The sequence below is a fragment of the Streptomyces sp. NPDC008125 genome, assembly GCF_042957125.1.
Lineage (GTDB): Bacteria > Actinomycetota > Actinomycetes > Streptomycetales > Streptomycetaceae > Streptomyces.
Map to the genome: position 1 here is coordinate 17034 of NZ_JBIBHR010000017.1, position 25921 is coordinate 42954.

At 71.3% G+C, this 25921-nt stretch carries 24 protein-coding genes; 16 read left to right on the plus strand and 8 right to left on the minus strand.

Annotation, left to right across the window (positions count from 1 at the left end; translation table 11 throughout):
• Positions 1 to 202: 202 nt before the first annotated feature.
• On the plus strand, positions 203 to 1564 hold the full coding sequence (locus ACFZAX_RS26135) for an FAD-dependent oxidoreductase (RefSeq protein WP_390964670.1): 1362 nt from the start codon (positions 203 to 205) through the stop codon (positions 1562 to 1564).
• A 115-nt stretch (positions 1565 to 1679) separates the two neighbouring features.
• Here the strand turns inward: ACFZAX_RS26135 and ACFZAX_RS26140 are convergent, their stop codons facing one another.
• The gene (locus ACFZAX_RS26140; protein WP_390964671.1) at positions 1680 to 3227 is read right to left on the minus strand and encodes an ATP-dependent DNA ligase; all 1548 of its coding nucleotides are present in this window, start codon (positions 3225 to 3227) and stop codon (positions 1680 to 1682) included.
• A 198-nt stretch (positions 3228 to 3425) separates the two neighbouring features.
• Positions 3426 to 4217 (minus strand): metal-dependent hydrolase, encoded by a 792-nt coding sequence (locus tag ACFZAX_RS26145; protein ID WP_390964672.1) that lies wholly within the window; start codon positions 4215 to 4217, stop codon positions 3426 to 3428.
• A 138-nt stretch (positions 4218 to 4355) separates the two neighbouring features.
• On the opposite strand from ACFZAX_RS26145, the gene ACFZAX_RS26150 reads away from it, so the two are divergent.
• The 3 genes from ACFZAX_RS26150 to ACFZAX_RS26160 all read left to right on the plus strand — a co-directional run bounded on the left by ACFZAX_RS26150 (position 4356) and on the right by ACFZAX_RS26160 (position 9152).
• Complete coding sequence (locus ACFZAX_RS26150) at positions 4356 to 6869, plus strand: DUF3516 domain-containing protein (protein WP_390964673.1); 2514 nt, start codon at positions 4356 to 4358, stop codon at positions 6867 to 6869.
• A gap of 49 nt (positions 6870 to 6918) precedes the next feature.
• A complete protein-coding gene (locus tag ACFZAX_RS26155) occupies positions 6919 to 7791 on the plus strand; it encodes an acyl-CoA thioesterase domain-containing protein (RefSeq protein ID WP_390964674.1) in 873 nt (290 codons plus the stop codon).
• Positions 7792 to 7964: 173 nt separating this feature from the next.
• Complete coding sequence (locus ACFZAX_RS26160) at positions 7965 to 9152, plus strand: esterase-like activity of phytase family protein (protein WP_390964675.1); 1188 nt, start codon at positions 7965 to 7967, stop codon at positions 9150 to 9152.
• 125 nt (positions 9153 to 9277) lie between these two features.
• Here the strand turns inward: ACFZAX_RS26160 and ACFZAX_RS26165 are convergent, their stop codons facing one another.
• Both ACFZAX_RS26165 and ACFZAX_RS26170 read right to left on the minus strand, forming a co-directional pair.
• Entirely contained in the window at positions 9278 to 9772 is a 495-nt protein-coding gene (locus tag ACFZAX_RS26165) for a hypothetical protein (protein ID WP_390964677.1), read from the minus strand.
• Positions 9773 to 10521: 749 nt separating this feature from the next.
• Positions 10522 to 10761: a DUF6011 domain-containing protein gene (locus ACFZAX_RS26170; protein ID WP_390964679.1), complete on the minus strand. Its 240-nt coding sequence runs from the start codon at positions 10759 to 10761 to the stop codon at positions 10522 to 10524.
• A gap of 219 nt (positions 10762 to 10980) precedes the next feature.
• Between ACFZAX_RS26170 and ACFZAX_RS26175 the strand changes: the two genes are divergently transcribed.
• Both ACFZAX_RS26175 and ACFZAX_RS26180 read left to right on the plus strand, forming a co-directional pair.
• Complete coding sequence (locus ACFZAX_RS26175) at positions 10981 to 11946, plus strand: DUF389 domain-containing protein (RefSeq protein ID WP_390964680.1); 966 nt, start codon at positions 10981 to 10983, stop codon at positions 11944 to 11946.
• A gap of 213 nt (positions 11947 to 12159) precedes the next feature.
• Entirely contained in the window at positions 12160 to 13593 is a 1434-nt protein-coding gene (locus ACFZAX_RS26180; RefSeq protein WP_390964681.1) for a DUF2252 family protein, read from the plus strand.
• Positions 13594 to 13671: 78 nt separating this feature from the next.
• Here the strand turns inward: ACFZAX_RS26180 and ACFZAX_RS26185 are convergent, their stop codons facing one another.
• Positions 13672 to 14070 (minus strand): hypothetical protein, encoded by a 399-nt coding sequence (locus ACFZAX_RS26185; protein WP_390964682.1) that lies wholly within the window; start codon positions 14068 to 14070, stop codon positions 13672 to 13674.
• Between the two features lie 165 nt (positions 14071 to 14235).
• Between ACFZAX_RS26185 and ACFZAX_RS26190 the strand changes: the two genes are divergently transcribed.
• Genes ACFZAX_RS26190 through ACFZAX_RS26200 form a run of 3 tightly spaced genes read left to right on the plus strand, consistent with a single transcriptional unit; the run spans position 14236 to position 15924 of the window.
• Positions 14236 to 14811 (plus strand): helix-turn-helix domain-containing protein, encoded by a 576-nt coding sequence (locus ACFZAX_RS26190; protein ID WP_390964683.1) that lies wholly within the window; start codon positions 14236 to 14238, stop codon positions 14809 to 14811.
• Positions 14812 to 14825: 14 nt separating this feature from the next.
• The gene (locus ACFZAX_RS26195) at positions 14826 to 15404 is read left to right on the plus strand and encodes a GNAT family N-acetyltransferase (protein WP_390964685.1); all 579 of its coding nucleotides are present in this window, start codon (positions 14826 to 14828) and stop codon (positions 15402 to 15404) included.
• Positions 15405 to 15435: 31 nt separating this feature from the next.
• On the plus strand, positions 15436 to 15924 hold the full coding sequence (locus ACFZAX_RS26200; protein ID WP_390964686.1) for a glutathione peroxidase: 489 nt from the start codon (positions 15436 to 15438) through the stop codon (positions 15922 to 15924).
• A gap of 74 nt (positions 15925 to 15998) precedes the next feature.
• Here ACFZAX_RS26200 and ACFZAX_RS26205 read toward each other — a convergent pair whose 3' ends face one another.
• Positions 15999 to 17225 (minus strand): acyl-CoA dehydrogenase family protein, encoded by a 1227-nt coding sequence (locus ACFZAX_RS26205; protein WP_390964688.1) that lies wholly within the window; start codon positions 17223 to 17225, stop codon positions 15999 to 16001.
• 181 nt (positions 17226 to 17406) lie between these two features.
• Between ACFZAX_RS26205 and ACFZAX_RS26210 the strand changes: the two genes are divergently transcribed.
• Entirely contained in the window at positions 17407 to 18054 is a 648-nt protein-coding gene (locus ACFZAX_RS26210) for a TetR family transcriptional regulator (protein ID WP_390964689.1), read from the plus strand.
• A 16-nt stretch (positions 18055 to 18070) separates the two neighbouring features.
• Here ACFZAX_RS26210 and def read toward each other — a convergent pair whose 3' ends face one another.
• On the minus strand, positions 18071 to 18637 hold the full coding sequence (gene def, locus ACFZAX_RS26215; protein WP_390964691.1) for a peptide deformylase: 567 nt from the start codon (positions 18635 to 18637) through the stop codon (positions 18071 to 18073).
• Positions 18638 to 18750: 113 nt separating this feature from the next.
• Between def and ACFZAX_RS26220 the strand changes: the two genes are divergently transcribed.
• The 6 genes from ACFZAX_RS26220 to ACFZAX_RS26245 all read left to right on the plus strand — a co-directional run bounded on the left by ACFZAX_RS26220 (position 18751) and on the right by ACFZAX_RS26245 (position 24134).
• On the plus strand, positions 18751 to 19989 hold the full coding sequence (locus ACFZAX_RS26220; protein ID WP_390964692.1) for a MurT ligase domain-containing protein: 1239 nt from the start codon (positions 18751 to 18753) through the stop codon (positions 19987 to 19989).
• Positions 19990 to 20020: 31 nt separating this feature from the next.
• Positions 20021 to 20749, plus strand: a complete 729-nt coding sequence (locus ACFZAX_RS26225) for a type 1 glutamine amidotransferase (RefSeq protein WP_390964693.1) — start codon at positions 20021 to 20023, stop codon at positions 20747 to 20749.
• Positions 20750 to 20935: 186 nt separating this feature from the next.
• A complete protein-coding gene (locus ACFZAX_RS26230) occupies positions 20936 to 21961 on the plus strand; it encodes an ATP-dependent 6-phosphofructokinase (protein WP_390964695.1) in 1026 nt (341 codons plus the stop codon).
• Between the two features lie 142 nt (positions 21962 to 22103).
• On the plus strand, positions 22104 to 23057 hold the full coding sequence (locus ACFZAX_RS26235; RefSeq protein ID WP_390964697.1) for a cytochrome c oxidase assembly protein: 954 nt from the start codon (positions 22104 to 22106) through the stop codon (positions 23055 to 23057).
• Positions 23058 to 23123: 66 nt separating this feature from the next.
• Positions 23124 to 23282 (plus strand): hypothetical protein, encoded by a 159-nt coding sequence (locus ACFZAX_RS26240; protein WP_327174417.1) that lies wholly within the window; start codon positions 23124 to 23126, stop codon positions 23280 to 23282.
• Positions 23283 to 23420: 138 nt separating this feature from the next.
• On the plus strand, positions 23421 to 24134 hold the full coding sequence (locus tag ACFZAX_RS26245) for a 1-acyl-sn-glycerol-3-phosphate acyltransferase (protein ID WP_390964698.1): 714 nt from the start codon (positions 23421 to 23423) through the stop codon (positions 24132 to 24134).
• A 224-nt stretch (positions 24135 to 24358) separates the two neighbouring features.
• On the opposite strand, the gene ACFZAX_RS26250 is transcribed toward ACFZAX_RS26245, so the two are convergent.
• Positions 24359 to 25873, minus strand: coding sequence for an alpha/beta fold hydrolase (locus tag ACFZAX_RS26250; RefSeq protein WP_390964838.1), 1515 nt, complete (start codon positions 25871 to 25873; stop codon positions 24359 to 24361).
• Positions 25874 to 25921 lie beyond the last annotated feature (48 nt).

The window sequence follows — 25921 nt, forward strand, 5'->3', positions numbered from 1 at the left end:
CGACGGGCATGGCGGGCCCGGTCGTTGACCCGTTCGGGTGGGGCCCGGTTCCGGTGGCCCGTCGGGTCCGGGGGCCCGGTACCCCGGGCCCCCGGGCCCCCGGAGGCGCGTTCAGGGGTCAGCGGTGAGGATGTGAGGTGACCCGCCCGGACTTCGGGGCAGGTGAGACACGACCGCGTAAGCCTGAGAAGGGACGCACACCGTGGCACCACCCAGGATTCTCGTCGTCGGCGCCGGCTTCGCCGGGGTCGAGTGCGTGCGCCGTCTGGAGCGTCGGCTCTCGCCGGGAGAAGCGCAGATCACGCTCGTCACGCCGTTCTCGTACCAGCTCTACCTGCCGCTTCTGCCGCAGGTCGCCTCCGGCGTGCTCACCCCCCAGTCGGTGGCCGTCTCGCTGCGGCGCAGCAGCCGTCACCGCACCCGGATCGTGCCGGGCGGGGCGATCGGCGTGGACACGAAGGCGAAGATCTGCGTGATCCGCAAGATCACGGACGAGATCGTGAACGAGCCGTACGACTACATCGTGCTCGCCGCCGGAAGTGTGACCCGCACGTTCGACATCCCCGGACTGCTGGACCACGCCCGGGGCATGAAGACGCTCGCCGAGGCCGCGTACGTGCGAGACCACGTCATCGAGCAGCTCGACGTCGCGGACGCCAGCCAGGACGAGGCGGAGCGCGCCTCGCGGCTCCAGTTCGTCGTGGTCGGCGGCGGGTACGCCGGGACCGAGACGGCCGCCTGTCTCCAGCGGCTGACGACCAACGCCGTGAAGCACTACCCGCGGCTGGACCCGAAGCTGATCAAGTGGCATCTGATCGACATCGCCCCGAAGCTCATGCCGGAGCTGGGCGACAAGCTCGGTGTCAGCGCCATGAAGATCCTGCGCAAGCGCGGCATCGAGGTGTCGCTGGGGGTGTCGATCGCGAAGGCGGCGCGGGAGGAGGTCACCTTCACGGACGGCCGGGTGCTGCCCTGCCGCACCCTGATCTGGACGGCCGGGGTGGCCGCGAGTCCGCTGATCGCCACGCTGGGCGCGGAGACCGTACGCGGCCGACTGGCGGTGAACGCGGAGATGGCACTGCCGGGCGCCGACGGGGTGTTCGCGCTGGGCGACGCGGCGGCGGTGCCCGATCTCGCCAAGGGCGACGGCGCGGTCTGCCCGCCGACCGCGCAGCACGCGATGCGCCAGGGCCGGATCGTGGCGGACAACGTCCTCGCGTCCCTGCGGGGCGGCACCCTCCAGCCGTACGTGCACAAGGATCTGGGTCTCGTCGTGGATCTCGGTGGCCGGGACGCGGTCTCCAAGCCGCTCGGGATCGAGCTGCAGGGCATCCCCGCGCAGGCCGTGGCGCGCGGCTACCACTGGTCGGCGCTGCGGACCAACGTCGCGAAGACCCGGGTGATGACCAACTGGCTGCTGAACGCGGTCGCCGGTGACGACTTCGTCCGTACCGGTTTCCAGTCGCGCAAGCCGGCGACGCTGCGGGACTTCGAGTACACGGACGCCTATCTGAGCCCCGAGGAACTGGTGGCGCGCACGGAATCCGCCGCGAAACGGAAGTGACGTCTCGGCACCGTGGGAGGGCGTCGCCCGGGAGATCTCCGGGCGGCGCCCTCCGGCGTGTGCGGTGTCAGGTATGCGCGGGGCCCGGGGCGCGCGAGATCAGGTACGCGCGGGATCAGGTGGGCTGCGCGAGGACGGTGGCCACGGTGTCCGCCTCCTCCGGGCGTTTGTCCTCGCGGTAGCGCAGGACGCGGGCGAAGCGCAGGGTGACACCGGCGGGGTAGCGGGTGGAGCGCTGGAGACCGTCGTGGGCGATCTCCACGACGAGCTCCGGACGGACGGTCACCACATGCCCGTCGTCGCCGGTGGAGAGCGCGAGCAGGCGTTCGGTCTGCCAGGCGAGCAGCTGGTCGGTGAGCCCCTTGAAGGTCTTGCCGAGCATGACGGGGGTGCCGTCCGGGCCCAGCGCGGCGAGGTGCAGGTTGGAGAGCTTCCCGGTACGCCGGCCACTGCCCCATTCGGCGGCCGTCACCAGGAGGTCGAGGGTGTGCACGGGCTTGACCTTCAGCCAGGACGCGCCCCGGCGGCCCGCGCTGTAGGGGGCGGCGAGGTCCTTGACGACCACGCCTTCGTGGCCGCGCTCCAGGGTCGCGGCGAAGAAGGCGTCGGCGGCGTCCCGGGCCCCGGCGTCCGACGCGGTCCCGGCCGGGCCGGTCACCAGGGTGCGGCGTACCCGCATCCCCTCGGGGACCAGGCGGGCGAGGGCCGCGTGCCGTTCGACGAGCGCCCGGTCGAGAAGGTCCTCGTCGTCCACGAGCAGGACGTCGAAGAAGACCGGGACCACCGGGAGTTCCGCGGCGGCCCGTGCCACGTCGCGCCGGGAGCCCACCCGGGCGGCGATCTCCTGGAACGGACGCGGCCGGCCGTCCGGGCCGAGCGCGATCACCTCGCCGTCGAGGATGAAGCGCTCGCCGGAAAAGCCGGCGACGGCGCCGACCAGGTCGGGGAGCCGGTCGGTGATGTCGTCCAGGGTGCGCGTCCAGACGCGTACGCCGGTGGCGTCCCGGTGCACCTGGACGCGGATGCCGTCGAGCTTCTCCTCGACCGCGCAGCCGCCCAGCCTGTCGATCGCCTCCCCCACCGAGCCGGCGCTCTGCGCGAGCATCGGGTGGACCGGGCGGCCCACCGTGAGCCGGAAGCGGGCGAGCGCCCCGGGGCCGTCCGCGAGCAGAGCGACCGCGACGTCCCTCAGCGAGCCGGCGAGCATGACGGCCCGGCGTACCTCGGCGACCGCCGCGCCGGACGCCCGGGCCAGCGCGTCCACGGCGATGGCGTCCAGGGCTCCCTGGCGCAGCTCGCCCAGGAGCAGGGCGCGGAGGAAACGCTGCTCGTCGGCGGTGGCCGCGCCCAGCAGGGTGCGCAGCCGCTCCGCGCGGGCGGCCCGGGAGCCGGGGCCGGTCAGGGCTCCGATCGCGGTCAGCTCGGCGTCCGTGTGCGCGACGGTGAGGGTGGGTCCGGTGGCGGGCGCGGGCGGGTCGCCGAGGGTGGACCAGCCGATGCCGAGCCGTCCCTGCGGCAGCCGCCCGGCGAGGTACGGGATGGCGACCGGGACGTCCTCGGGGGCCGCGTCCCGGAAGAGGTCGGCAAGGAGCTCGACCTTCCGGTTCCTGGCGGGGGCCCCGGCGACCTGGAGCGAGACCTGGGCGAGCCGGATGAGCAGCATGGGCCCATGGTCCTACGGGGAGGCGCGCGCCGCCCGGAGAGGAGTTCCGTTCCGGGGGCGGACGCGGTCGGTCGGCGGCCCGGTCCGGATGCCGGACGGCGGTCAGCAGGTCAGCAGGTCAGCAGGTCAGCAGGTCAGCAGGTCAGCAGGTCAGCAGGTCAGCAGGTCAGCAGGTCAGCAGGTCAGCAGGTCAGCAGGTCAGATGATGTTGAGTGCGCCCGCGGCGCCGATTCCGCCGAGCACCATGAACACCGGCATCAGCACCTTCAGCTCCACCCAGCTGCCGGCCCGGAACCGCATCGCCTTCGGCGGGCCCAGCGCGTACCAGCGCTTGCGGCCGAGGGGGATGGGCCAGAGGATCGGGCAGCCCGAGACGGTCAGCGCGTCCCCGATGTCGTGGACGAGGGCCCCGAGCAGGATCGGCAGCCCGAGCCACATGTACTCCTGGCCCGGTGCGTCGAAGAACCAATTCGAGCCGTGGCCTGGCTGGTCCAGCACGCCCGCGAGGATCCAGGCGCTGGTCGCCCCGAGCAACCAGACGAGTACGTCGCTGGAGACGCGGGCGGCCCGCCAGAGCAGCCCTTCCACGGCGAGCACCAGGTGGACGAAGAGGATCGCGAGGACCGCCCAGCGTCCGCCGAGGATCGCGGCGCCGGACGCCGCCGCGCCGGTGAGGACGGCCCATAGCCAGGTGTGGGTCAGGGTCCGGTGCCCGCCGTTGCGCCGGGGGTCGCCGGGGCCCCGGGTCGCCTTGTACACGGCGTGCGAGAGCTTGTCGACGACCTCGCAGACGCCCTTGGACACCGGTCCGAAGGCGCGCGAGATGGTGGCCGACTTGTGGTCGAGGTCGGGGGCGAGTGCGGCACCCGCCGTGATCAGCGCGCCGACTGCCAGGACGGGCCAGGGCATGGTGTGCCCCGTGGCGGCGGCTGCCGCGCCCACCCCGAGCCAGGCCGCCGCCCCGGACAGTGAGTGTGCCGGTCCCATCATGGTGTTTTCCGCCCCCAGAACGTGGTGCGGCCGACGCCGTTGCGGCATGGCCGAGTTGAGTGGGCAGCGTACCGCCCGTGATCTTCGTACGGCCGTCCGGTTCCCTCATCGGGACGGAAGGCAGGCAAGATGGGGGGCGTGACCCTTATCGATCAGCTGCCCCCGACCGCAGACCCGGACGCTCTCTTCGAGGCTTTCTCCTCGTGGACCGAGAGTCAGGGAATCGTCCTCTACCCCGCTCAGGAGGAGGCGCTGATCGAGGTGGTCTCCGGGGCGAACGTCATCCTGTCCACGCCGACCGGCTCGGGCAAGAGCCTGGTCGCGGCGGGTGCGCACTTCACGGCGCTGGCTCAGGACAAGGTCACCTTCTACACCGCCCCGATCAAGGCACTGGTCTCGGAGAAGTTCTTCGACCTGTGCAAGCTCTTCGGCACGGAGAACGTCGGGATGCTGACGGGCGACGCCTCGGTCAACGCCGACGCGCCCGTCATCTGCTGCACGGCGGAGGTGCTGGCCTCGATCGCGCTGCGCGACGGCAAGTACGCCGACATCGGCCAGGTCGTGATGGACGAGTTCCACTTCTACGCGGAGCCCGACCGCGGCTGGGCGTGGCAGATCCCGCTGCTGGAGCTGCCGCAGGCCCAGTTCGTCCTGATGTCGGCGACCCTCGGTGACGTCGCGATGTTCGAGAAGGACCTCACCCGGCGGACCGGCCGGCCGACGTCCGTCGTACGTTCGGCGACCCGTCCGGTGCCGCTCAGCTACGAGTACCGCCTCACACCGATCACCGAGACGCTGACGGAGCTGCTGGACACCCGGCAGTCCCCCGTCTACATCGTGCACTTCACACAGGCCGCCGCCGTGGAGCGGGCGCAGTCGCTCATGAGCATCAACATGTGCAGCAAGGAGGAGAAGGAGAAGATCGCCGACCTGATCGGCAACTTCCGCTTCACCACCAAGTTCGGCCAGAACCTCTCCCGGTACGTACGCCACGGCATCGGGGTCCACCACGCGGGCATGCTGCCCAAGTACCGCCGCCTGGTGGAGAAGCTCGCGCAGGCGGGCCTGCTGAAGGTGATCTGCGGTACGGACACCCTCGGCGTCGGCGTCAACGTGCCGATCCGCACCGTGCTGTTCACCGCGCTCACCAAGTACGACGGCACCCGGGTGCGGACGCTGCGGGCGCGCGAGTTCCACCAGATCGCCGGCCGCGCGGGGCGGGCCGGTTTCGACACGGCGGGGTTCGTGGTGGCGCAGGCCCCCGAGCACGTCATCGAGAACGAGAAGAACGTCAAGAAGGCCGGCGACGACCCGAAGAAGAAGCGCAAGGTCGTCCGCAAGAAAGCACCCGAGGGCTTCGTCGCCTGGTCGGAGACGACCTTCGACAAGCTGATCCAGTCCGACCCGGAGCCGCTCACCTCGCGCTTCCGGGTCACCCACACCATGCTGCTCTCGGTGATCGCCCGCCCCGGGAACGCCTTCAAGGCGATGCGCCACCTGCTGGAGGACAACCACGAGCCGCGCAGGGCGCAGTTGCGGCACATCCGGCGGGCCATCGCGATCTACCGCTCGTTGCTCGACGGCGGTGTGGTGGAGCAGCTCGCGGAGCCGGACGCCGAGGGCCGGATCGTCCGGCTGACCGTGGACCTCCAGCAGGACTTCGCGCTGAACCAGCCGCTCTCCACCTTCGCGCTCGCCGCGTTCGACCTGCTGGACGCCGAATCCCCGTCGTACGCGCTGGACATGGTCTCCGTCGTCGAGTCGACGCTCGACGACCCGCGCCAGATCCTCGCCGCGCAACAGAACAAGGCGCGCGGCGAGGCGGTCGGGCAGATGAAGGCGGACGGCGTCGAGTACGAGGAGCGCATGGAGCGGCTCCAGGAGGTCACGTACCCGAAGCCGCTGGGTGAGCTGCTGTGGCACGCCTACGACGTGTACCGCAAGAGCCACCCGTGGGTCGGCGACCACCCGGTGTCACCCAAGTCGGTGATCCGGGACATGTACGAACGCGCCATGACCTTCACGGAGTTCACGTCCAACTACGAGCTGGCCCGGACCGAGGGCATCGTGCTGCGCTACCTCGCGAGTGCGTACAAGGCGCTGGAGCACACGATCCCGGACGACCTCAAGTCCGAGGACCTCCAGGACCTGATCGCCTGGCTCGGCGAGATGGTGCGCCAGGTGGACTCCAGCCTGCTGGACGAGTGGGAGCAGCTCGCCAACCCGGAGGTCGAGACCGCCGAACAGGCGCAGGAGAAGGCAGACGAGGTGAAGCCGGTCACCGCGAACGCCCGCGCCTTCCGGGTGCTGGTGCGCAACGCGATGTTCCGACGGGTCGAGCTGGCCGCCCTGGACCGGGTCCGGGACCTCGGCGAGATGGACGCGGACTCCGGCTGGGACGAGGACCGCTGGGGCGAGGCGATGGACGCCTACTGGGACGAGTTCGACGAGCTGGGTACGGGCCCCGACGCGCGCGGCCCCAAACTGCTGAAGATCGAGGAGGATCCGGCGCACGGAGTGTGGCGGGTGTGGCAGGCTTTCGCCGACCCGAACGGTGACCACGACTGGGGCATCCGCGCCGAAGTGGATCTCGCCGCCTCCGACGAAGAAGGCCGCGCGGTCGTGCGCGTCACCGACGTGGGTCAGCTGTGAGCCCGGCCGCGACGGTGACGGCGGGGCGGCGAGAGTGGAGAAGAAGCGCATGACGAACCCCGCCGAGCTCCTGGTCGACCTGCTCGACCTGGAACGGATCGAGGTCAACATCTTCCGCGGCCGGAGCCCCGAGGAGTCCCTCCAGCGGGTCTTCGGCGGCCAGGTCGCGGGCCAGGCGCTGGTCGCCGCCGGCCGGACCACCGACGGTGACCGGCCGGTGCACTCGCTGCACGCCTACTTCCTGCGCCCCGGGCGACCGGGCGTGCCGATCGTGTACCAGGTGGAGCGGGTGCGCGACGGCCGCTCCTTCACCACGCGGCGGGTCACGGCGGTGCAGGAGGGCCGGACCATCTTCAACCTGACCGCCTCCTTCCACCGGCCCGAGGAGGCGGCCTTCGAGCACCAGCTGCCGCCCGCCCGCATCGTCCCGGACCCCGAGGAGCTGCCCACGGTCGCCGAGGAGGTGCGCGAGCACCTGGGCGGGCTGCCCGAGGCGCTGGAGCGGATGGCCCGCCGCCAGCCGTTCGACATCCGGTACGTGGACCGGCTGCGCTGGACGCGCGAGGAGGTCACCGAGGCGGAGCCGCGCAGCGCGGTGTGGATGCGCGCGGTCGGCCCGCTGGGCGACGACCCGCTGGTGCACACCTGCGCGCTGACGTACGCGAGCGACATGACGCTGCTGGACGCGGTCCGCCTCCCGGTGGAGCCGCTGTGGGGGCCGCGCGGCTTCGACATGGCCAGCCTCGATCACGCCATGTGGTTCCACCGCCCCTTCCGGGCCGACGAGTGGTTCCTGTACGACCAGGAGTCGCCGATCGCGACGGGCGGCCGGGGTCTGGCCCGCGGCCGGATCTACGACCGGGAGGGCAACCTGCTGGTCTCGGTGGTGCAGGAGGGCTTGTTCAGGCGGCTGCGGGCGTAGGACGAAACACGGCGTAGGCCGCCTGCCGTCGCGGCGGGGCGCGGCGGGGCGTGGGGGCGGGTTGACGCTCCATCAGGAAATCACCTCATCGGGGCACGTCTCACCCTTGTGCGCACACGGATCACACGGATGGGCGACTGTGCCGGAAGCCCGGCCGGACCAAGATCGATCGCATGAGACCCTCCTTGATCCGTCGCGCGTGCGCCGCTTCCCTGATGCTGGCGGCGGCCGTCGCCCCAGCCGTGGCGGCGCAGTCCGACACCACCCCCGCGCAGCCGTCCGCCGCACGGCCCGCCGCCGCCCCGCCCGCCGGGGCACACGCCCGGCTGCTGGGCGAGAAGATCGTCCCGCGCGGGCTCTCCTTCGAGAACACGACGGTGGGCGGACTGTCCGGCATCGACCGGAACCCCTGCACCGGCGAGTACGTCCTGATCAGCGACGACCGCTCCGTCCAGCAGCCCGCCCGCTTCTACACCGCCGCCATCAAGGTGGACGGAGCCGGCGTCCACTCCGTCGACTTCACCTCCACCCACGCGTTCCTCCAGCCCGACGGCTCGTTCTATCCGCCGGCGAGCACCAACGACGGCAAGGCCGTCGACCCGGAGGAGATCCGGGTCGACCCCCGTACCTGCCGCTACTGGTGGGCGCAGGAGGGCGACCGTCCGGCCTCCGCCACCGCGCCGGTGATCCAGCCGTCGATCCAGTTCGCCTCCCCGGCGGGGGCGTACCTGGGTCAGCTGCGGCTGCCGCCGAACTACGTGATCACCCTGGAGGACCGGGGGCTGCGGCGGAACAAGGCGGTGGAGGCGATCACCTTCGGGTCCGGGGACCGCGTGCTCACCAGCGCCGTCGAGGGTCCGCTCCTCCAGGACGGCCCGGAGCCCGACCTGGAGAACGGCGCGCTGGTGCGGGTCACCCAGCAGAGCCGGGACGGGGACGTGCTCGCGCAGTACGCCTACCCGATCGAGAAGATCTTCGCCGCGTCCGACCCGACGAGCCCGTGGCCCCCGGACACCGGCGTCCCGTCGATCCTCGCCTTCCCCGACGACCCGAGCCGCTACCTGGTGCTCGAACGCTCCTGGGTGGCCGGATCGGACTACAAGATCCGCTTGTACGACGCCACCACCCGGGGCGCGACCGACGTGCAGCGCGTCGACTCCCTGACCGGGCGGCGGGTGGTACCGATGCGCAAGAAGCTGGTCGCGGACTTCGACGACCTGAATCTCTCCACGGTCGACAACACCGAGGGCATGACCTGGGGTCCGGTCCTGCGGGGCGGCGAGCGCACCCTGCTGCTGGTCAGTGACGACAACTTCGCGAGCGACGCGGTGACGCAGATCGTGGCGCTCGGCCTTCGCTGATCTCCTCCTCCCGCGGTGCGGGCCGGCGGCGAGTGCCCTGTCGCGCAAGCCGCCGGCCCGCGACCGGGAGCGCAGGGTATCTACGGACCCCAGCGGGAGGTGACGGCCTCTGCGACGCCGAACCGCTAGCCGCAGTCCGCGCAGTGCGCGTCGCCGAAGACGAAGGTGAGCTTGTCGGCGATGCCGGGTCGGCCGTCGGCGATCGCGCGGGCATGCAGCCTTCGCGCCGAATCTGCCATCTCCGACGGGTGCCGGGGCGCCAGGGGAACCTTTCTCGCCGAGCCCTCGCACATGTACCTGCTGTCGGTCGTCGAGAAGTAGCCGTGCGTCCCGAACGCGATGAAGTTCTCCGACGCACACGCGGGGCACGGGACCTCGAATTCCTCGTCGTTGAGGCCGTCGAGGTGCTCAGCCCACACGTCCACGCCCTCGAAGCCGAGAAGAGCCTGGAGCAGGTCGACGTAGGCGTGGGTGTCGTCCGCCGACGAGGGTTCGCGCAGGGCTTCCTGGGCGAGTTTCCGCAGCGCGGCCATCTCACCCGCGTACGTCTCGTGAGGATCTTCGTCCCCGTAGGGCCGATCCTGGCTCGCGACGATGGCAACGGCCAGGACGAGTGGCATGCGGCGGTCACGAGGAGACCACTGGCCGGCCATCTGCGTCAGCGCGGGCACGGCCGCGTAGCTCGCCGGGTAGACAGTGCCCTGGTGACACAGTCGGGACCAGAGGTCACCCCCGTTCCCGGGCCTCCGGACCTCGGGCCGCTCGGTCGAGAAGGGCGGGTATGTCTTCCGCCGTCCCGTAGGCATGCTGAAGCTGGGACCAGTCCGTCATGCCGTTGATCCAAGCAGACGAGCCGGAGACCACCAGGGCCGGAGTCCGGCCGGTGCCGGGAGGCGGAGAAGACCGACGCCCGCTGCCGGCGGGCCGGTGGGGTGGAAGCGGCATCGAGAGCGGTGGAGGCGGCTCGGCCGACGGGCGGTCGTCCTCTGACCAGTCGGCGAGAGTCTCCGGCTTGCACGAGGCCATGGTGGTGAGGGTGCGGTTCCAGCCGCCGTCCACGTCGTTCCACAGCCGGATGAGTACCATCCACGTTGCCCCGCACGTCGTCGCCGGTCTGCCAGTTCTCGGCGGCGACGAAGGGGATGGATCGACCGCTCGCGAACACATGGCGCCGGTCGCCCCGCAGAGGGGCCCGGCCGGGCCCGTGAGGCGCCGTCAGGTGACAGACGGTCGAACCTGGTCCCGTGTCGGTGCGGAGTCGCGCGCCGCCCCTCGGAGAGGGCTCGGAACCAATGCCACCGGTTGTGGACGTTCGCGTGCGCATCCGCGCGTGCTCGTACCGCTCGCGCGTCCCTCACGGGGCGCGCCCTCACAACCCCGGCAGGGTGTCCTGCTCGGCCTCCCGGCGGCGGGCTCGGGTGTCAGGGCCCGCGGGGTGGAGTTTCGCGTCGCAGGCGGGGCCGAGACCGCTCCGGCGGGAGCCCCTGCCGGTGAGCGGGCGTCCGCAGAGGCGGCAGCGGACGAGGGGGCGTTCCGGTCCGCCGTCCCGCACGGCGTCCTGGCCGGCGGCGTCCGGCGAAGGAGCGGGGAAAAGCTCGGGTGACTCCATGGAGCGGATTCTTCCAGGGGCCGGTGACAGCCGAACCGGCCGCCCGGTGGCGCTCCCCCGCCCACGCGTGGGGCAGCACGGCCCCACCGGCCGGATCCTCCGGCGGCCGGATTGCCGACGAAGACGCGTACGGCCTTACTGGAGAGGTCCCGCGCGGAGAGACGGCGTGGGCGGGCCGCGCGGGACGAACCCGGCGGGCCGCTGAGTGAGAGGTACGCGATGGACCTGATCCACGTCCGCGCGGTGAGCCCGCCCGGCCTGACCGACCGGGTCGTCGCGCTGCTGGCCGACGATCCGTGCGTCCTCAATCTGATCGTGCAGCCGGGGGCGGCCCGGAACCCGGACGGCGACGCGATCGCCTGCGACGTGCTGACCGGGGGCGCCAACGAGGTGCTCCGGGAGCTGCGGGAGATCCGTCTGGACCAGCTCGGTTCCGTCGTCGTCGAACCGGTGGACATGGCGTTCTCGGGGCGGGCCGAGGCGGGTGGGCGCGACGAGCTGGGCCCGCTGGCGCGGGCCCCGGTCTGGGAGCAGGTGGAGGCGCGCATCCGCGCGGAGGCCCGGTATCCGCCGAGCTTCTATCTGTACATGGTCGTCGCCGGTCTGATCGGCTCGGTGGGCATCGTCACCAACTCGCAGATCCTGATCGTGGGAGCGATGGTCGTCGGCCCCGAGTACGGCGCGATCGTCAGCATCGCCCTGGGCATCGACCGGGGCGACCGGGTCACGATCCGAAGAGGGCTGAAGGCGCTCGGCGCGGGGCTGCTGCTGACCGTGGTGGTCACCTTCCTCTTCAGCCTGGTGATCCGGGGCTTCGGCTTCCAGTCGAAGGCCTTCGAGGCGGGGCTGCGTCCGGTGTCCGACCTGATCAACACCCCCAACTTCTTCTCGGTGGCGGTGGCGACGCTGGCGGGCGTCGTCGGCATCGTGTCGCTCACGGAGGCCCGGACGAGCGCGCTGCTCGGAGTCTTCATCTCGGTCACGACCATTCCGGCCGCTGCCGCCATCGCCGTCTCCGTCGCCTTCACCAGCTGGCAGGAGGCGTGGGGGTCGCTGGTCCAGCTCCTGGTGAACATCGTGGTCCTGATCCTTGTCGGGACGGGCACCCTGCGGTGTCAGCGGGCGATCTGGAGGCGGGTCGCCCAAAAGCGCGAGGGCCCCGTCGGGGAGGCGGGGCACGGCTGACCGCCCGCGCTTCCGACCCCACGGGGCAGTACACCGCACCTCCGGGCGTGCCGGACCGCGCGGTGCCGGGGATCATCGAAGGGACTCGGCGAAGGGACTCGGCGAAGGGACTCGGCGAAGGGATTCGGCGAAGGGATTCGGCGAAGGCGTTCGTCGAAGTCGAAGGGAACGCGTCAGCACCTCACGTCTCGGGGACAGTCAGGAGAGCCCGTCATGCCCCAGGACCGTCGTCCAGCGCCGCGCACCGGGCCTCGCGCCACCCCCGCCGAGCGGGCCGCCGCGGGCAAGGCCGTACGCCGTAGGGTCCCCCGGTCGGCCCACGCGGCCTTCGAGCCCTCCGCGCGCCGGTTCGATCCGCTGACCGTCCTGGAGACCCAGTCCGCGGCGCGCGTTCCGGAGCTGGTCCCCCTCCGGTACGGGCGGATGGCCGAGTCACCGTTCCGCTTCTACCGGGGTGCCGCCGCGATCATGGCGGCGGACCTGGCGGGTACGCCGGACTCCGGGATCACGGCGCAGCTGTGCGGTGACGCGCATCTGCTGAACTTCCGGCTGCTGGCCTCGCCGGAGCGCAATCTCGTCTTCGACATCAACGACTTCGACGAGACCCTGCCCGGCCCGTGGGAGTGGGACGTGAAGCGGCTCGCGGCCAGCCTCGTGATCGCCGCGCGGGCGAACGGGTTCTCGGACCGTGAGCGCGCGCATCTCGTGCGGGCGTCCGTGCGGGCGTACCGGGAGTCGATGGTCCGGTTCGCCTCGATGCGCCATCTGGAGGTCTGGTACGCAAAGACCGACGAGGCGCAGTTGCGGGCCGTCGCGACGACGCAGCTGGCCGAGCGCGGGCGGAAGAACCTCGACCGCGTCCTGTTGAAGGCCCGTACCCGGGACAGCCGCCAGGTCCTCGCGAAGCTCACCGAGTGGTCCGGCGGCCGGCGTCGGATCCTGTCGGACCCGCCTCTGGTCGTGCCGCTCACGGAGCTGGTGCCGGAGGCGGAGGCCGTAGAGACCGAGGAGTGGTTCCGGGTCCTTCTGCGGCGGTACGGCCGCACCCTGGCCTCCGACCGCCGGGCGCTGCTCTCCGGTTTCCGGCTGACGGATGTGGCCCGCAAGGTGGTGGGCGTGGGAAGCGTCGGTACGCGCTGCTGGATTCTGCTCCTGCTGGGCCGGGACGACGACGATCCGCTCTTCCTCCAGGCCAAGGAGGCCGACACCTCGGTCCTCGCCGACCACGTCGGAACGAGCCGATACCGCAACCAGGGCGAACGGGTGGTGGCGGGGCAGCGGCTGATGCAGGCGACGAGCGACATCTTTCTCGGCTGGGAGCGGGCGGAGGGTTTCGACGGTCGGCGCCGCGACTTCTACATCCGTCAGCTGCGCGACTGGAAGGGGATCGCGGAGCCGGAACGGATGGTGCCCGAGGGGATGACGCTGTTCGGCGAGGTCTGCGGGGCGACCCTGGCCCGCGCCCATGCCAGGTCGGGCGACCGGATCGCCATCGCGGGGTACCTGGGGCGGAGCGACTCCTTCGACCGGGCCCTCGGCGAGTTCGCGGAGGCGTACGCGGACCGCAACGAGCGGGACCACGAGGCGCTCGTGGCGGCGGTGCGCGCCGGGCGGCTGCCCGCCGCGGACCCCTCGGGTACCCGGTGATCCGCCCCTCGTCGGCACATGAGTGCGCCCCGGCGGCCTGACCGGCCGTCGGGGCGCACTCGCGTGCCCACCGCGTCGTCAGGGCGTGCGCTCGGTACGCGCGCACAGAGCCCAGATGACGAAGATGTTGATGGCGATGAGGATGATCGACCAGAACGGGTAGTACGGCAGCCAGAGGAAGTTGGCCAGCGCACCCAGACCTGCCAGCACCACACCGACGAGCCGGGCCCACAGTGCGCCGGTGAACAGGGCGCATCCGGCCAGGGCGATGACGATGCCCAGGATGAGGTGGATCCAGCCCCAGCCCGTGAGGTCCCACTGGAAGATGTAGTTGCGGGTGGTGACGAACACGTCGTCCTTGGCGATGGCGGCGATGCCTTCGAAGATCGCCATCGCTCCGCCGAAGATCATCAGAACGCCCGCGAACGCGGTCCATCCGGACTGGAACGCGGTGGTCTTCCGGGTGGTTCTGGCCATGGTCGGCCTCCTTGCGGTAACCGAAGCCCCTGAGCGGCCCGAGCGGCGGACCGGCGACGGTGCCCTGATGCAAGCCTGGCACGCCGTCCTCCGATCGGCATACGGACGACATAAGGGGCAAAAATCCGCCCCTCTTCGTCCCATATCCGGGATACGATCCCGGATATGGGAGAAGACAGCGAGGCGGAGTCCGTGGACCGCCGACTGGCCGCCGCGCTCGCCTCTCTCCGGGCCCAGCACGGCTGGTCCCTGGAGGAGCTGTCCGGCCTGACCGGCCTGAGCAGGTCCACCCTGTCGCGCGTGGAGCGGGGCGAGCTGAGCCCGACCGCCGCTTCGCTGGGCCGGCTGTGCGCGGCGTACGGGCGGACGATGTCGCGCCTGCTGATGGAGGTCGAGGCGGAGCCGCCCCTCCTCGTGCCCTCCGGGTCCCAGCAGGTCTGGTACGACGCGTCGGTCGGCTTCGCCCGCCGGTCGGTGTCGCCGCCGCACCCTGGGCTGCGCGGCGAGATCGTCGAGGGAACCCTCGATCCGGGCGCGACGATCTCCTACGAGACCCCTCCGGTCCCCGGCATGGAACAGCACCTGTGGGTACGGGAAGGGATGGTCGGGATCACCGTCGACGGAACCACCCACACCCTGGGCACCGGCGACTGCCTGCGGTTCCGACTGCGCGGCCCCTCCCGTTTCCACTGCCCGGGACCGGAGCGGACCCGTTACGTCCTGATGATCGTGATGCCGTGAAAGGAACCCTTCCCATGACCGAGATCGTCCCCGTGTCCGGCCCCGAACTCGTCACCTACGCGGACGAACTGGCCGCCCTCCTGGTGGACACCGTGCACGGCGGCGCCTCGGTCGGCTTCCTCGCCCCGCTCGACCGCGGCGCTGCGGCCGACTGGTGGCGGGAGCGCGCGGAGGCCGTGGAGGCGGGCCGGCTACGGGTCTGGATCGCCCGGGACGGCGAGCGGGTGGCGGGCACCGTCAGCCTCGTGCCCGCCCCGCTGCCGAACGCCCGCCACCGCGCCGAGGTCGCGAAACTGATGGTCCGCCCGTCCGGCCGGGGACGCGGGCTGGGCCGGGCGCTGCTGGCCGCCGTGGACGAGTGGGCGGCCTCGGCGGGCCTGTCGCTGCTGGTGCTGGACACCGAGACCGGGAGTGCGGCCGAGCGCCTCTACCGGGCGGCCGGCTGGACGGAGTGCGGCTCGGTGCCGGGATACGCCCAGGACCCGGCCGGGACGCTCAAGGCCACGACCTATTACTACAAGCGTCCCGGGAAGCCCGAGGCGGGCGCGGGCTCTGCCGGGGCCGGGGCCACAATGGGCGGCGACGCCTCCTGACCGGGCGGCACTCTGACGCGAGGAGATACCGATGACGCTGCACGACATCCCCCTGCACACCCTGACCGGCGAGCCGACGACGCTGGGCGCCTGGAGCGGCAAGGCGGTGCTGCTGGTGAACGTCGCGTCCAAGTGCGGCCTCACGCCCCAGTACGAGGGCCTGGAGCGCCTGCAGAACACCTACGGCGAGCGGGGCTTCACCGTTCTGGGCGTGCCGTGCAACCAGTTCGCCGGGCAGGAACCGGGCACCGCCGAGGAGATCCAGACCTTCTGCTCGACGAATTACGGGATCAGCTTCCCGCTCCTGGCGAAGACCGACGTCAACGGTGACGGCCGGCACGCGCTCTACGCGGAGCTGACGAAGCTGGCGGACGCCGACGGCGAGGCCGGCGACGTCCAGTGGAACTTCGAGAAGTTCCTGATCTCCCCCGCCGGTGAGCCGGTCGCCCGCATCCGCCCGCGCACCGAGCCGGAGGCGCCGGAGGTCGTGGCCGCCATCGAGGCCCAACTGCCCGCCTGACGGCTGCGGCCCGCGTACACGGCAGGGGCCGCCCGGGGGCGCATGCCCCGGGCGGCCCCTGCTGTCTAGGCGGGTCAGCGGATCGGCATGCCGGAGAGGGTGCGGGCGATCACCAGGCGCTGGATCTCGCTGGTGCCCTCGAAGATGGTGTAGATCGCCGCGTCCCGGTGCATCCGCTCCACCGGGTACTCGCGGGTGAAGCCGTTGCCGCCGAGGATCTGGACGGCCTGGGCGGTGACCTGCTTCGCGGTCTCGCTGGCGTAGAGCTTGGACATCGAGCCCTCGGCCGAGGTGAAGGGCTTGTTGGTGGTGGCCATCCATGAGGCGCGCCAGACCAGCAGCCGGGCCGCGTCGATCCGGGTGCGCATGTCGGCGAGCTGGAAGGCGATGCCCTGGTTGTCGATGATCGGGCGGCCGAACTGGGTGCGCGTCCTGGCGTAGTCGAGGGCGACCTCGTACGCGGCGCGGGCGGTGCCGACCGCCATGGCGCCGACGGCCGGGCGGGAGGCCTCGAAGGTGGCCATCGCGGCGTTCTTCACCCGCTCGCCGCCGGACTTCGCCCGCTCGCGGGCGCGGGCGAGACGCTCGTCGAGCTTCTCCTTGCCGCCGAGGAGGCAGTGGCCGGGAATACGCACGTCCTCCAGGACCACCTCGGCGGTGTGGGAGGCCCGGATGCCGTGCTTCTTGAACTTCTGCCCCTGGGAGAGGCCCGGGGTGTTCGGCGGCACGATGAAGGAGGCGTGGCCCTTCGAGCCGAGTTCGGCGTCGACGACGGCGACCACGACGTGGACGTTGGCGATGCCGCCGTTGGTCGCCCAGGTCTTGGTGCCGTTGAGCACCCACTCGTCCTTGGCCGCGTCGTAGACGGCCCGGGTGCGCATCGAGGCGACGTCGGAGCCGGCGTCGGGTTCGGACGAGCAGAAGGCGGCGAGTTTGACGTCGTCGGCGTCGCCGTACATCTGCGGGATCCAGGTGCCGATCTGCTCCTCGGTGCCGTTGGCCAGCACGCCCACGGCCGCCAGGCCCGTGCCGACGATCGACAGGGCGATGCCCGCGTCACCCCAGAAGAGCTCCTCCATCGCCACCGGAATGCCGAGGCCGGTGGGGTCGAAGAACTGCTGGGCGTAGAAGTCGAGCGAGTAGATGCCGACCTTGGCGGCCTCCTGGATGACGGGCCAGGGGGTCTCCTCACGCTCGTCCCACTCCGACGCCGCCGGCCGGATCACATCGGCGGCGAAACCGTGGAGCCAGTCGCGTACCTGCTTCTGGTCGTCGTTGAGCTCAAGCGTGAACTCTGCCATGTTCCCCTCCATGTACTGCCCGACATTGCGTTACTTACGGTAACAGCAGTCTGTTACCGGCAAGTAGCCGCTGTCAACCGCCCCTGGACCGATCGGCGCCCTGTCGGAGCGGGGTGTTACGTTTCCCGGGCGCGCGCAAAGCGCCAGGCCAGAGGTGTCAGGGGTGGGGAAAGGGCGACAGATGGAGACCGCACGACAGGCCGATCGGCAGCGGACGGCGGCCGAGCAGCGGCGCCGGGAACTGCTGGAGGCAGCCGACCGGGTGGTACTCAGGGACGGCCCCAGGGCCTCCATGAACGCCATCGCCGCCGAGGCGGGCATCACCAAGCCGATCCTCTACCGGCACTTCGGCGACAAGGGCGGCCTCTACCGCGCCCTGGCACAGCGCCACACCGACGCCCTGCTCGGCAACCTGCGCGCGGCGCTCGACGCCCCGGCCGAACGCCGCCGACGGGTGGAGAACACGCTCGACACCTACCTCGCGGCCATCGAAGCGCGTCCGCAGGTCTACCGCTTCCTCATGCACCCGTCGGACGACACCCCCGCCCCCGAGCAGGGGTTCGACACGGGCCGGCACTCCGTGCCCCTGCTGCGGCGCCTGGGCGAGGAGCTCGGCCAGGTCATCGCGGAACGGGTGGACCTCGGCGCCGACGGCGAGGAGACGGCCCGGATCTGGGGACACGGCATCGTCGGGATGATGCACGCGGCGGGCGACTGGTGGCTCGGCGACCGTCCGGTACCCCGCGAACGGCTGGTACGCAGCCTCGCCGACCTGCTCTGGGGCCGGCTCGCCGAGGTCGGCGACCGGCCGGGCGCACCCGGTTTCTGAAGGCCGCCGCGGCGATTCAGGGCGCGATTCGGTCCCGGGGCCCCTCGGTGGCCCCATGGGCCCGGCGGGCCTTCCGCAGCGCCCGCGCCCGGCGCAGTCCGGTCAGCCGGTCGGTGTAGACCGTGCCGTCCAGGTGGTCGCATTCGTGCTGGAGACAGCGCGCGAACCAACCCGTACCGGTGATCTCCACCTCGTCGCCGGTGACGGTGCGCCCGCGCACCACCGCCCGGTCGAAGCGCTGGGTGCCCGCCTCGATGCCCGGCAGCGACAGGCATCCCTCCGGTCCGCGTACGGTGATGCCGTCCGCCTCCACCAGCCGGGGGTTGACCACGTGGCCGAGGTGGCGGACGTCGTCGTCGTCCGGGCAGTCGTATACGAACACCCGGAGCGGCACACCGATCTGGTTGGCCGCGAGGCCGACCCCCCGGGCCGCGTACATGGTGGCGAACATGTCCTCCACCAGCCGGGCCAGGGAGGGACCGAAATCGGTCACGTCCTCGCAGGCACGGTGGAGGACGGGGTCGCCGAGGGTGCTCACGGTACGAATGATTCCGGAACTGCCGGGGATCGGGCGGTTTCGCATGGCCGTAAGGGTACGGTCCGCCTTGACCACCCCGTTCCGTGGTGCCGCGGTGCGGCCGTCGCTCCGGACATCGATAGGCTGGGCGTGGACCGATGCAAGGAGGATCTAGGACGATGGCAGGCAACACGGAGCCGTTGTCGCCGCGGGCCAAGCTGGCCGTGACGGCGGGCAAGGCCGCGGCGGCGGTGTCGCGCGCGGCGGGGCGTGGCAGCGGATCGGTGATCGGCGGCCGGGTGGCGCTCAAGCTCGACCCCGACCTGCTGGGGCGGCTGGCGCAGCACCTGGACGTGATCCTCGTGTCGGCGACGAACGGCAAGACGACCACCACCCGGCTGATCGCCGAGGCGCTGCGGGCCGCCGGGCCCGTCGTCTCGAACGCGCTCGGCGCGAACATGCCCGCGGGCATCACCTCGGCGCTGGCCGGCGGATCGGACGCGCGGTTCGGCGTGATCGAGGTCGACGAGAAGTACCTCGCCGGAGTGGCGCGCGACACGACGCCCAAGGCGATCGCGCTGCTCAACCTCTCCCGCGACCAGCTCGACCGCGCCGCGGAGACCCGCATGCTGGCGGAGCACTGGCGCGAAGGACTGGCGGGCTCGAAGGCCGTCATCATCGCCAACGCGGACGACCCGCTGATCGTCTGGGCGGCCTCGTCCTCCCAGAACGTCGTGTGGGTGGCGGCCGGCCAGGCGTGGAAGGACGACGCCTGGTCCTGCCCCTCCTGCGGCGGCGTGATGCAGCGCCCCGGGGACGACTGGTTCTGCGGTCAGTGCGGTTTCCGCCGTCCGGCGCCGAGCTGGGCGCTCAACGGCGACTACGTACTCGACCCGCACGGCTCCGCGTGGCCGATCCACCTCCAGCTGCCCGGTCGCGCCAACAAGGCGAACGCGACCTCGTCGGCCGCCGTGGCGGCCGTCTTCGGCGTGCCCCCGCAGGTGGCCCTGGAGCGGATGTACCAGGTGCAGGCCGTGGCGGGCCGCTACGACGTGGTCTCGTTCCACGGCCGCGACCTGCGGCTGCTGCTGGCGAAGAACCCGGCCGGCTGGCTGGAGACGTTCTCGCTCATCGACCCGCCGCCGACGCCGGTGATCCTCTCCGTGAACGCGCGCGGCGCGGACGGCACGGACACCTCGTGGCTGTGGGACGTCGACTACACGCAGCTGTCCGGTCACCCGATCTTCGTGCTCGGGGACCGCAAGATGGACCTCGCCGTCCGGCTCGAAGTGGCCGGTCTGGACTTCCGTGTCTGCGAGACCCTGGACGAGGCCGTCCAGCTGGCTCCGCCCGGCCGCATCGAGGTCATCGCCAACTACACCGCCTTCCAGGATCTGCGCCGTCGTGTCGGCAACTGATCCCCGCCAGGGCCTCCGGAGAGGACGAAGCATGAGCAACAACGGTCTGCGTCTGGTCTGGGTCTATCCCGACCTCCTCAGCACCTACGGCGACCAGGGCAACGCCCTCGTCGTCGAGCGGCGGGCACGGCAGCGCGGTCTCGACGTGCAGCGGGTCGACGTACGCAGTGACCAGCCGATCCCCACGTCCGGTGACATCTACCTCATCGGCGGCGGTGAGGACCGGCCGCAGCGGCTGGCGGCGGAGCGGCTGCGCCGCGACGGCGGGCTGAGCCGGGCCGCGTCGAACGGCGCGATCATCTTCTCGGTCTGTGCGGGCTACCAGATCCTCGGCCACGAGTTCATCAACGACCTCGGGGAGCGGGAGCCCGGGCTCGGGCTGCTCGACGTGGTGACGACTCGCGGCGAGGGCGCGCGGTGCGTCGGCGACGTCCTGGGCGACATCGACCCGAACCTCGGGCTGCCGCCGCTCACCGGTTTCGAGAACCACCAGGGCATCACCCATCTCGGCCCGACGGCGCGTCCGCTCGCCCGGGTCCGGGTGGGCCGCGGCAACGGCACCGGGGACGGTACCGAAGGCGCGTACAGCGACACCGTGTTCGGGACGTACATGCACGGTCCGGTGCTGGCGCGCAATCCGCAGATCGCCGATCTGCTGCTGAAGCTGGCCCTCGACGTCAACGCGCTGCCGCCGGTGAACGACCACTGGTACGAGGCGCTGAGGTCCGAGCGGATCGCCGCGACGACCCAGCCCGCCTGATGTGTCCGCCCTGTTTCAGCTGAGGTACGCACCTTGTTTCGCCTGAGGCGATTCCGGCTCAGCTGAGCGGAGTCCAGCAGGCGGACAGTGGGTTCGGTCCCGCCACCCTGCGCCGGTAGGGTGGCGGGTATTCAGCCGGACGACGCTGTCCGGTCGTCGGCCCACGTTGCAAAGGTTCCTCGGGCAATGCGCATTGGTGTCCTCACGTCCGGCGGCGACTGCCCCGGCCTCAACGCAGTCATCCGCTCCGTCGTGCACCGGGCGGTTGTCGACCACGGCGACGAGGTCATCGGCTTCCACGACGGCTGGCGCGGCCTGTTGGAGTGCGACTACCGCAAGCTCGACCTGGACGCGGTCGGCGGCATCCTGGCCCTCGGCGGCACCATCCTCGGCTCGTCCCGGGTCCAGCCCGCGCACCTGCGCGATGGCGTGGAGCGCGCCAGGGGGCACGTCGCCGATCTGGGTCTGGACGCGATCATCCCGATCGGCGGCGAGGGCACGCTGAAGGCGGCCAACCTCCTCTCCGAGGCGGGGCTGCCGATCGTCGGCGTACCGAAGACCATCGACAACGACATCGCCTCCACCGACGTCACCTTCGGCTTCGACACCGCGGTGGGGGTGGCCACCGACGCGCTGGACCGGCTGAAGACGACCGCCGAATCGCACCAGCGGGTGCTGATCGTCGAGGTCATGGGCCGTCACACGGGCTGGATCGCCCTGCACTCGGGCATGGCGGCCGGGGCGCACGCCATCGTGGTCCCGGAACGCCCTTTCCACATCGACGAGCTGACCAGGGTCGTCGGAGAGCGCTTCTCGGCCGGCAAGAAGTTCGCCATCGTGGTCGTCGCCGAGGGCGCCAAGCCGCAGGACGGCACGATGGACTTCGCCACCGGTTCCGAGGACATCTACGGGCACGAGCGTTTCGCGGGGATAGCGTCCCAGCTCTCGGTCGAACTGGAGCAGCGCCTCGGCAAGGAGGCCCGCCCGGTCATTCTCGGCCACGTGCAGCGCGGTGGTACCCCGACGGCGTACGACCGTGTGCTGGCCACCCGGTTCGGCTGGCACGCGGTGGAGGCCGCGCACCGCGGCGAGTTCGGCATGATGACGGCGCTGCAGGGGACGGACATCAGGATGGTTCCGCTGACCTCCGCGGTGGAGACCCTCAAGACCGTTCCGGCGGAGCGGTACGCCGAGGTGGAGTGCGTCCTCTGACGCTCGCCCCACCGCGCTCCGGCTTTCGGCGAGGAGCTGCCACCACATCCCCCGGACTGCCCCCGGCCGCGAGTGCGGTCGGGGGCAGTCCTAGTCTGGACCGGACAACCGGCACGAATCGTCCCCCAGCAGGAGTGAACAGATGGATCACGGCGGGCACGGCATGAACATGGATCTGCCGCCGTTCACACTGGGCCGCGGGCTCGCGTTCTCGGCGGACCCGTTCTTCCTGGTCGGCTGCCTCGCAGCCTTGGCCCTGTACGGCTGGGCCGTGGTGCGGCTGCGGCGGCGCGGGGACGAGTGGCCGGTCAACCGGGTCGTCTTCTTCGTCGTCGGGGTGCTCAGCATCGCCCTGGTGATGTGCACCCGGCTGAACGACTACGGCATGGTCATGTTCAGCGTGCACATGATCCAGCACATGGTGATCAGCATGCTCTCGCCGATCCTGTTGCTGCTCGGCGCGCCGGTGACCCTCGCGCTGCGGGCGCTTCCGGTGGCACGGCGGCGGGGCGGCAAGGGCCCGCGCGAGCTGCTGCTGATGCTGCTGCACAGCCGCTACATGAAGATCATCACGCATCCGGTCTTCACGATCCCGCTGTTCATCGCGAGCCTCTACGCCCTGTATTTCACCCCGCTCTTCGACTTCCTCATGCGGTCGGAGCCGGGGCACCTGGCGATGATGGTGCACTTCCTCGCGGTCGGCCTCGTCTTCTTCTGGCCGATCATGGGGATCGACCCCGGGCCGCACCGGCCCGGATACGTGATGCGGATGCTGGAGCTGTTCGCGGGGATGCCGTTCCACGCGTTCTTCGGCATCGCCCTGATGATGGCCTCCCAGCCGATGGTGGAGTCGTACAAGCACCCTCCGGCCTCGCTGGGCGTCGACGCGCTGAGCGACCAGAGCTGGGCGGGCGGTATCGCCTGGGCCTTCAGCGAGGTGCCGTCCGTGCTGGTGCTGATCGCGCTGGTCTTCCAGTGGTACCGCTCCGACCAGCGGCTCGCGAAACGCGAGGACCGGGCGGCGGACCGGGACGGCGACCAGGAGCTGGCGGCCTACAACGCCTATCTCGCCTCTTTGCAGACGCGCGGACGGTAGCGCGGAACCCGCCTGCGGGGAGACCATGGACCCAACGGCCGCGCGGCCGACGAGGAGCGTGCGCGCATGTCCGGATCGACGAAGTCCATGGGAGTCATCACCGTCGCGGCCCTGGTGGCGGTGACGGCGTACACGGTGGCGCTGGGGAGCAACGGCTGGCTCTGGTTCGGCTGGGTGGTGCTGGGGCTGTGCACGCTCGGCATGCTCGCCGTCCGGGACGCCTGACGGGGCCGGGGCGGGCTGTGGGCGGCGGCCCGTCGTGCGCCCCGCCGCCCGGACCGCCCTTAGACTGACGGGCCCGCACCATCTTGAGCTGTTACATGACAGCCCAAGGCCGATCCGGCAGAGCGAGGTTCACCCTCCGTGTTCTACTACGTACTGAAGTACGCCGTGTTCGGGCCACTGCTGCGGCTGCTCTTCCGGCCCCGTATCGAAGGGCTCGGCCACGTGCCCGCCGAGGGGGCGGCGATCATCGCCGGCAATCACCTGTCCTTCTCGGACCACTTCCTGATGCCGGCCATGCTGAAGCGCCGCATCACCTTCCTGGCGAAGGCCGAGTACTTCACCGGCCCCGGGATCAAAGGGAAGCTGACGGCGGCCTTCTTCCACAGCATCGGCCAGATCCCGGTGGACCGGTCCGGCAAGGAGGCGGGTGCCGCGGCCATCCGTGAAGGGCTCGGGGTCCTCGCCAAGGGCGAGCTGCTCGGCATCTACCCGGAGGGCACGCGTTCGCACGACGGACGCCTCTACAAGGGCAAGGTGGGGGTCGCGGTGATGGCCATCAGGGCGGGGGTTCCGGTGATCCCCTGCGCGATGGTCGGCACCTTCGAGATCCAGCCGCCCGGGCAGAAGGTGCCCAGCATCCGGCGGGTCACGATCCGCTTCGGGGAGCCGCTGGACTTCTCCCGGTACGCCGGGATGGACGGCCAGAAGGCGGCGATCCGGGCCGTCACGGACGAGATCATGTACGCGATCCTGAACCTTTCCGGCCAGGAGTACGTGGACGAGTACGCGGCGAAGGTGAAGGCCGCCGATGCGGGCGCGACCCGGAAGAAGCAGCCCCGCGCGGAGTCCTGACCAGCTGAACGCCGGTGGCGCAATCGGCCACCGGCGGGGCGGGAGTGGCCGGATGCCTTCCTGGCGCTGCTCCGGCATCACGGCCCCGCTCTCTTCGACTACGCGGCGGAGGACGCCCTGTTGGCACGTCGCGACGCGGTGGGGTGAGGGGCGCTCCCCCGCCGGGGGGGCGCGGGCTACCGGCATCGCGCGCCGACGGCCCGCACCCTTTTCGCGGCGGGCGGTTACGGCACGGGCGTGGCGTGCGGGGTGCACGTCACGTCGTGCCGGTCGGTGCGGCCGGTGAGCAGGTAGGCGTCCACCCGCTGGTTGATGCAGGTGTTCACGAGGCCGGTGACCCCGTGCGATCCGGCGTCCTTCTCGGTGATCAGCCGCGAGCCCTCGAACCGCTGGTGCAGCTCGACCGCTCCCTCGTACGGAGTGGCGGCGTCACGCGTGGATTGCACGATCAGGACGGGCGGGAGGCCCTTGCCCGTCTTCACCTCCAGGGGGGTCTGCCGCTTGGTCGGCCAGGTGGCGCAGGGGAGGTTCATCCATGCGTTGGCCCAGGTCAGGAATGGGTAGTCGCGGTGCAGCCGGGTGTTGTCCCGGTCCCAGGTGCGCCAGTTGGTCGGCCACTGCGCGTCCGCGCACTCGACCGCCGTGTAGACGGCGTTGCTGTTCTCGGTGGCGATGTTGCCCGCGATATCGCTCAGGTCGGGGGCGATGGCGTCGACGAGCGCCTGGGTGTCGCCGCCGAGGTAGTCGCTCCAGGTCCGGGCCACGGGTGCCCAGGAGGAGTCGTAGTACGGGGCGCTCTGGAAAAAGCCGATGAGTTCGGCGGGGCCGACGACGCCGCCGATGGGCTTCTTCTTCGCGGCGGCGCGCAGGGTGAGCCAGGCCTGCTCGACCTTCTGCGGGGTGTCGCCGATGTGGTAGACGTCGTCGTGGCGGGCGACCCAGGTCTGCCAGTCCTGCCAGCGGTTCTCGAAGGCGACATCCTGGTTGAGGTTGGCCTCGTACCAGATGTTGCTCTGCTCCGGGTTGACGACGCTGTCCACGACCATGCGGCGCAGGTGTCCCGGGAAGAGCGTGCCGTAGACCGCCCCCAGGTAGGTGCCGTAGGAGACGCCCAGGTAGTTGAGCTTCTTCTCGCCGAGTGCCGCCCGGATCACGTCCAGGTCGCGCGCGGTGTTGAGGGTGGTCATGTGGGGCAGCAGGTCACCGCTGCGCTCGGCGCAGCCGGCCGCGTACTCGGCGGCGAGCTTGCGCTGGGCCAGCTTGTCGGCCTCGGTGTCGGGAACCGGGTCGGCCTTGGGGACCTGGACGTACTCCTGCGGGTCGGCGCAGGAGATGGGGGCGGAGTGGCCCACGCCGCGCGGGTCGAAGCCGACGAAGTCGTACGCGGCGGCGACCTTGGTCCAGATCGGGTTCTTGTTGGTGATCCGGGTCGGGAAGCGCAGGCCCGAGCCGCCGGGGCCGCCGGGGTTGTAGACGAGGGCGCCCTGGCGCTCGGCAGCCGTCCCGGTGCTCACGTGGCGGTCGACGGAGAGCTTGATCTGCTTTCCGTACGGCTTCGCGTAGTCGACCGGGACGGTCACCCAGCCGCACTGGATGGGCTTGGGGAGCGCGTAGTCGGCCGGACAGTCCGCCCAGTCGATGCCGGTGCGCGCGGCGCGGCCCGCGGCGATCGCGGCACCGCGCGCCTCGGCCGCGCCGGTGTGCCGGTTGTCCGCTCCGGCCGCCGGTACGGCCGTCATGCCCGCTATGAGCGTCCCCGCGATCAGAGTGCCGGCCGCGCCGAGCAC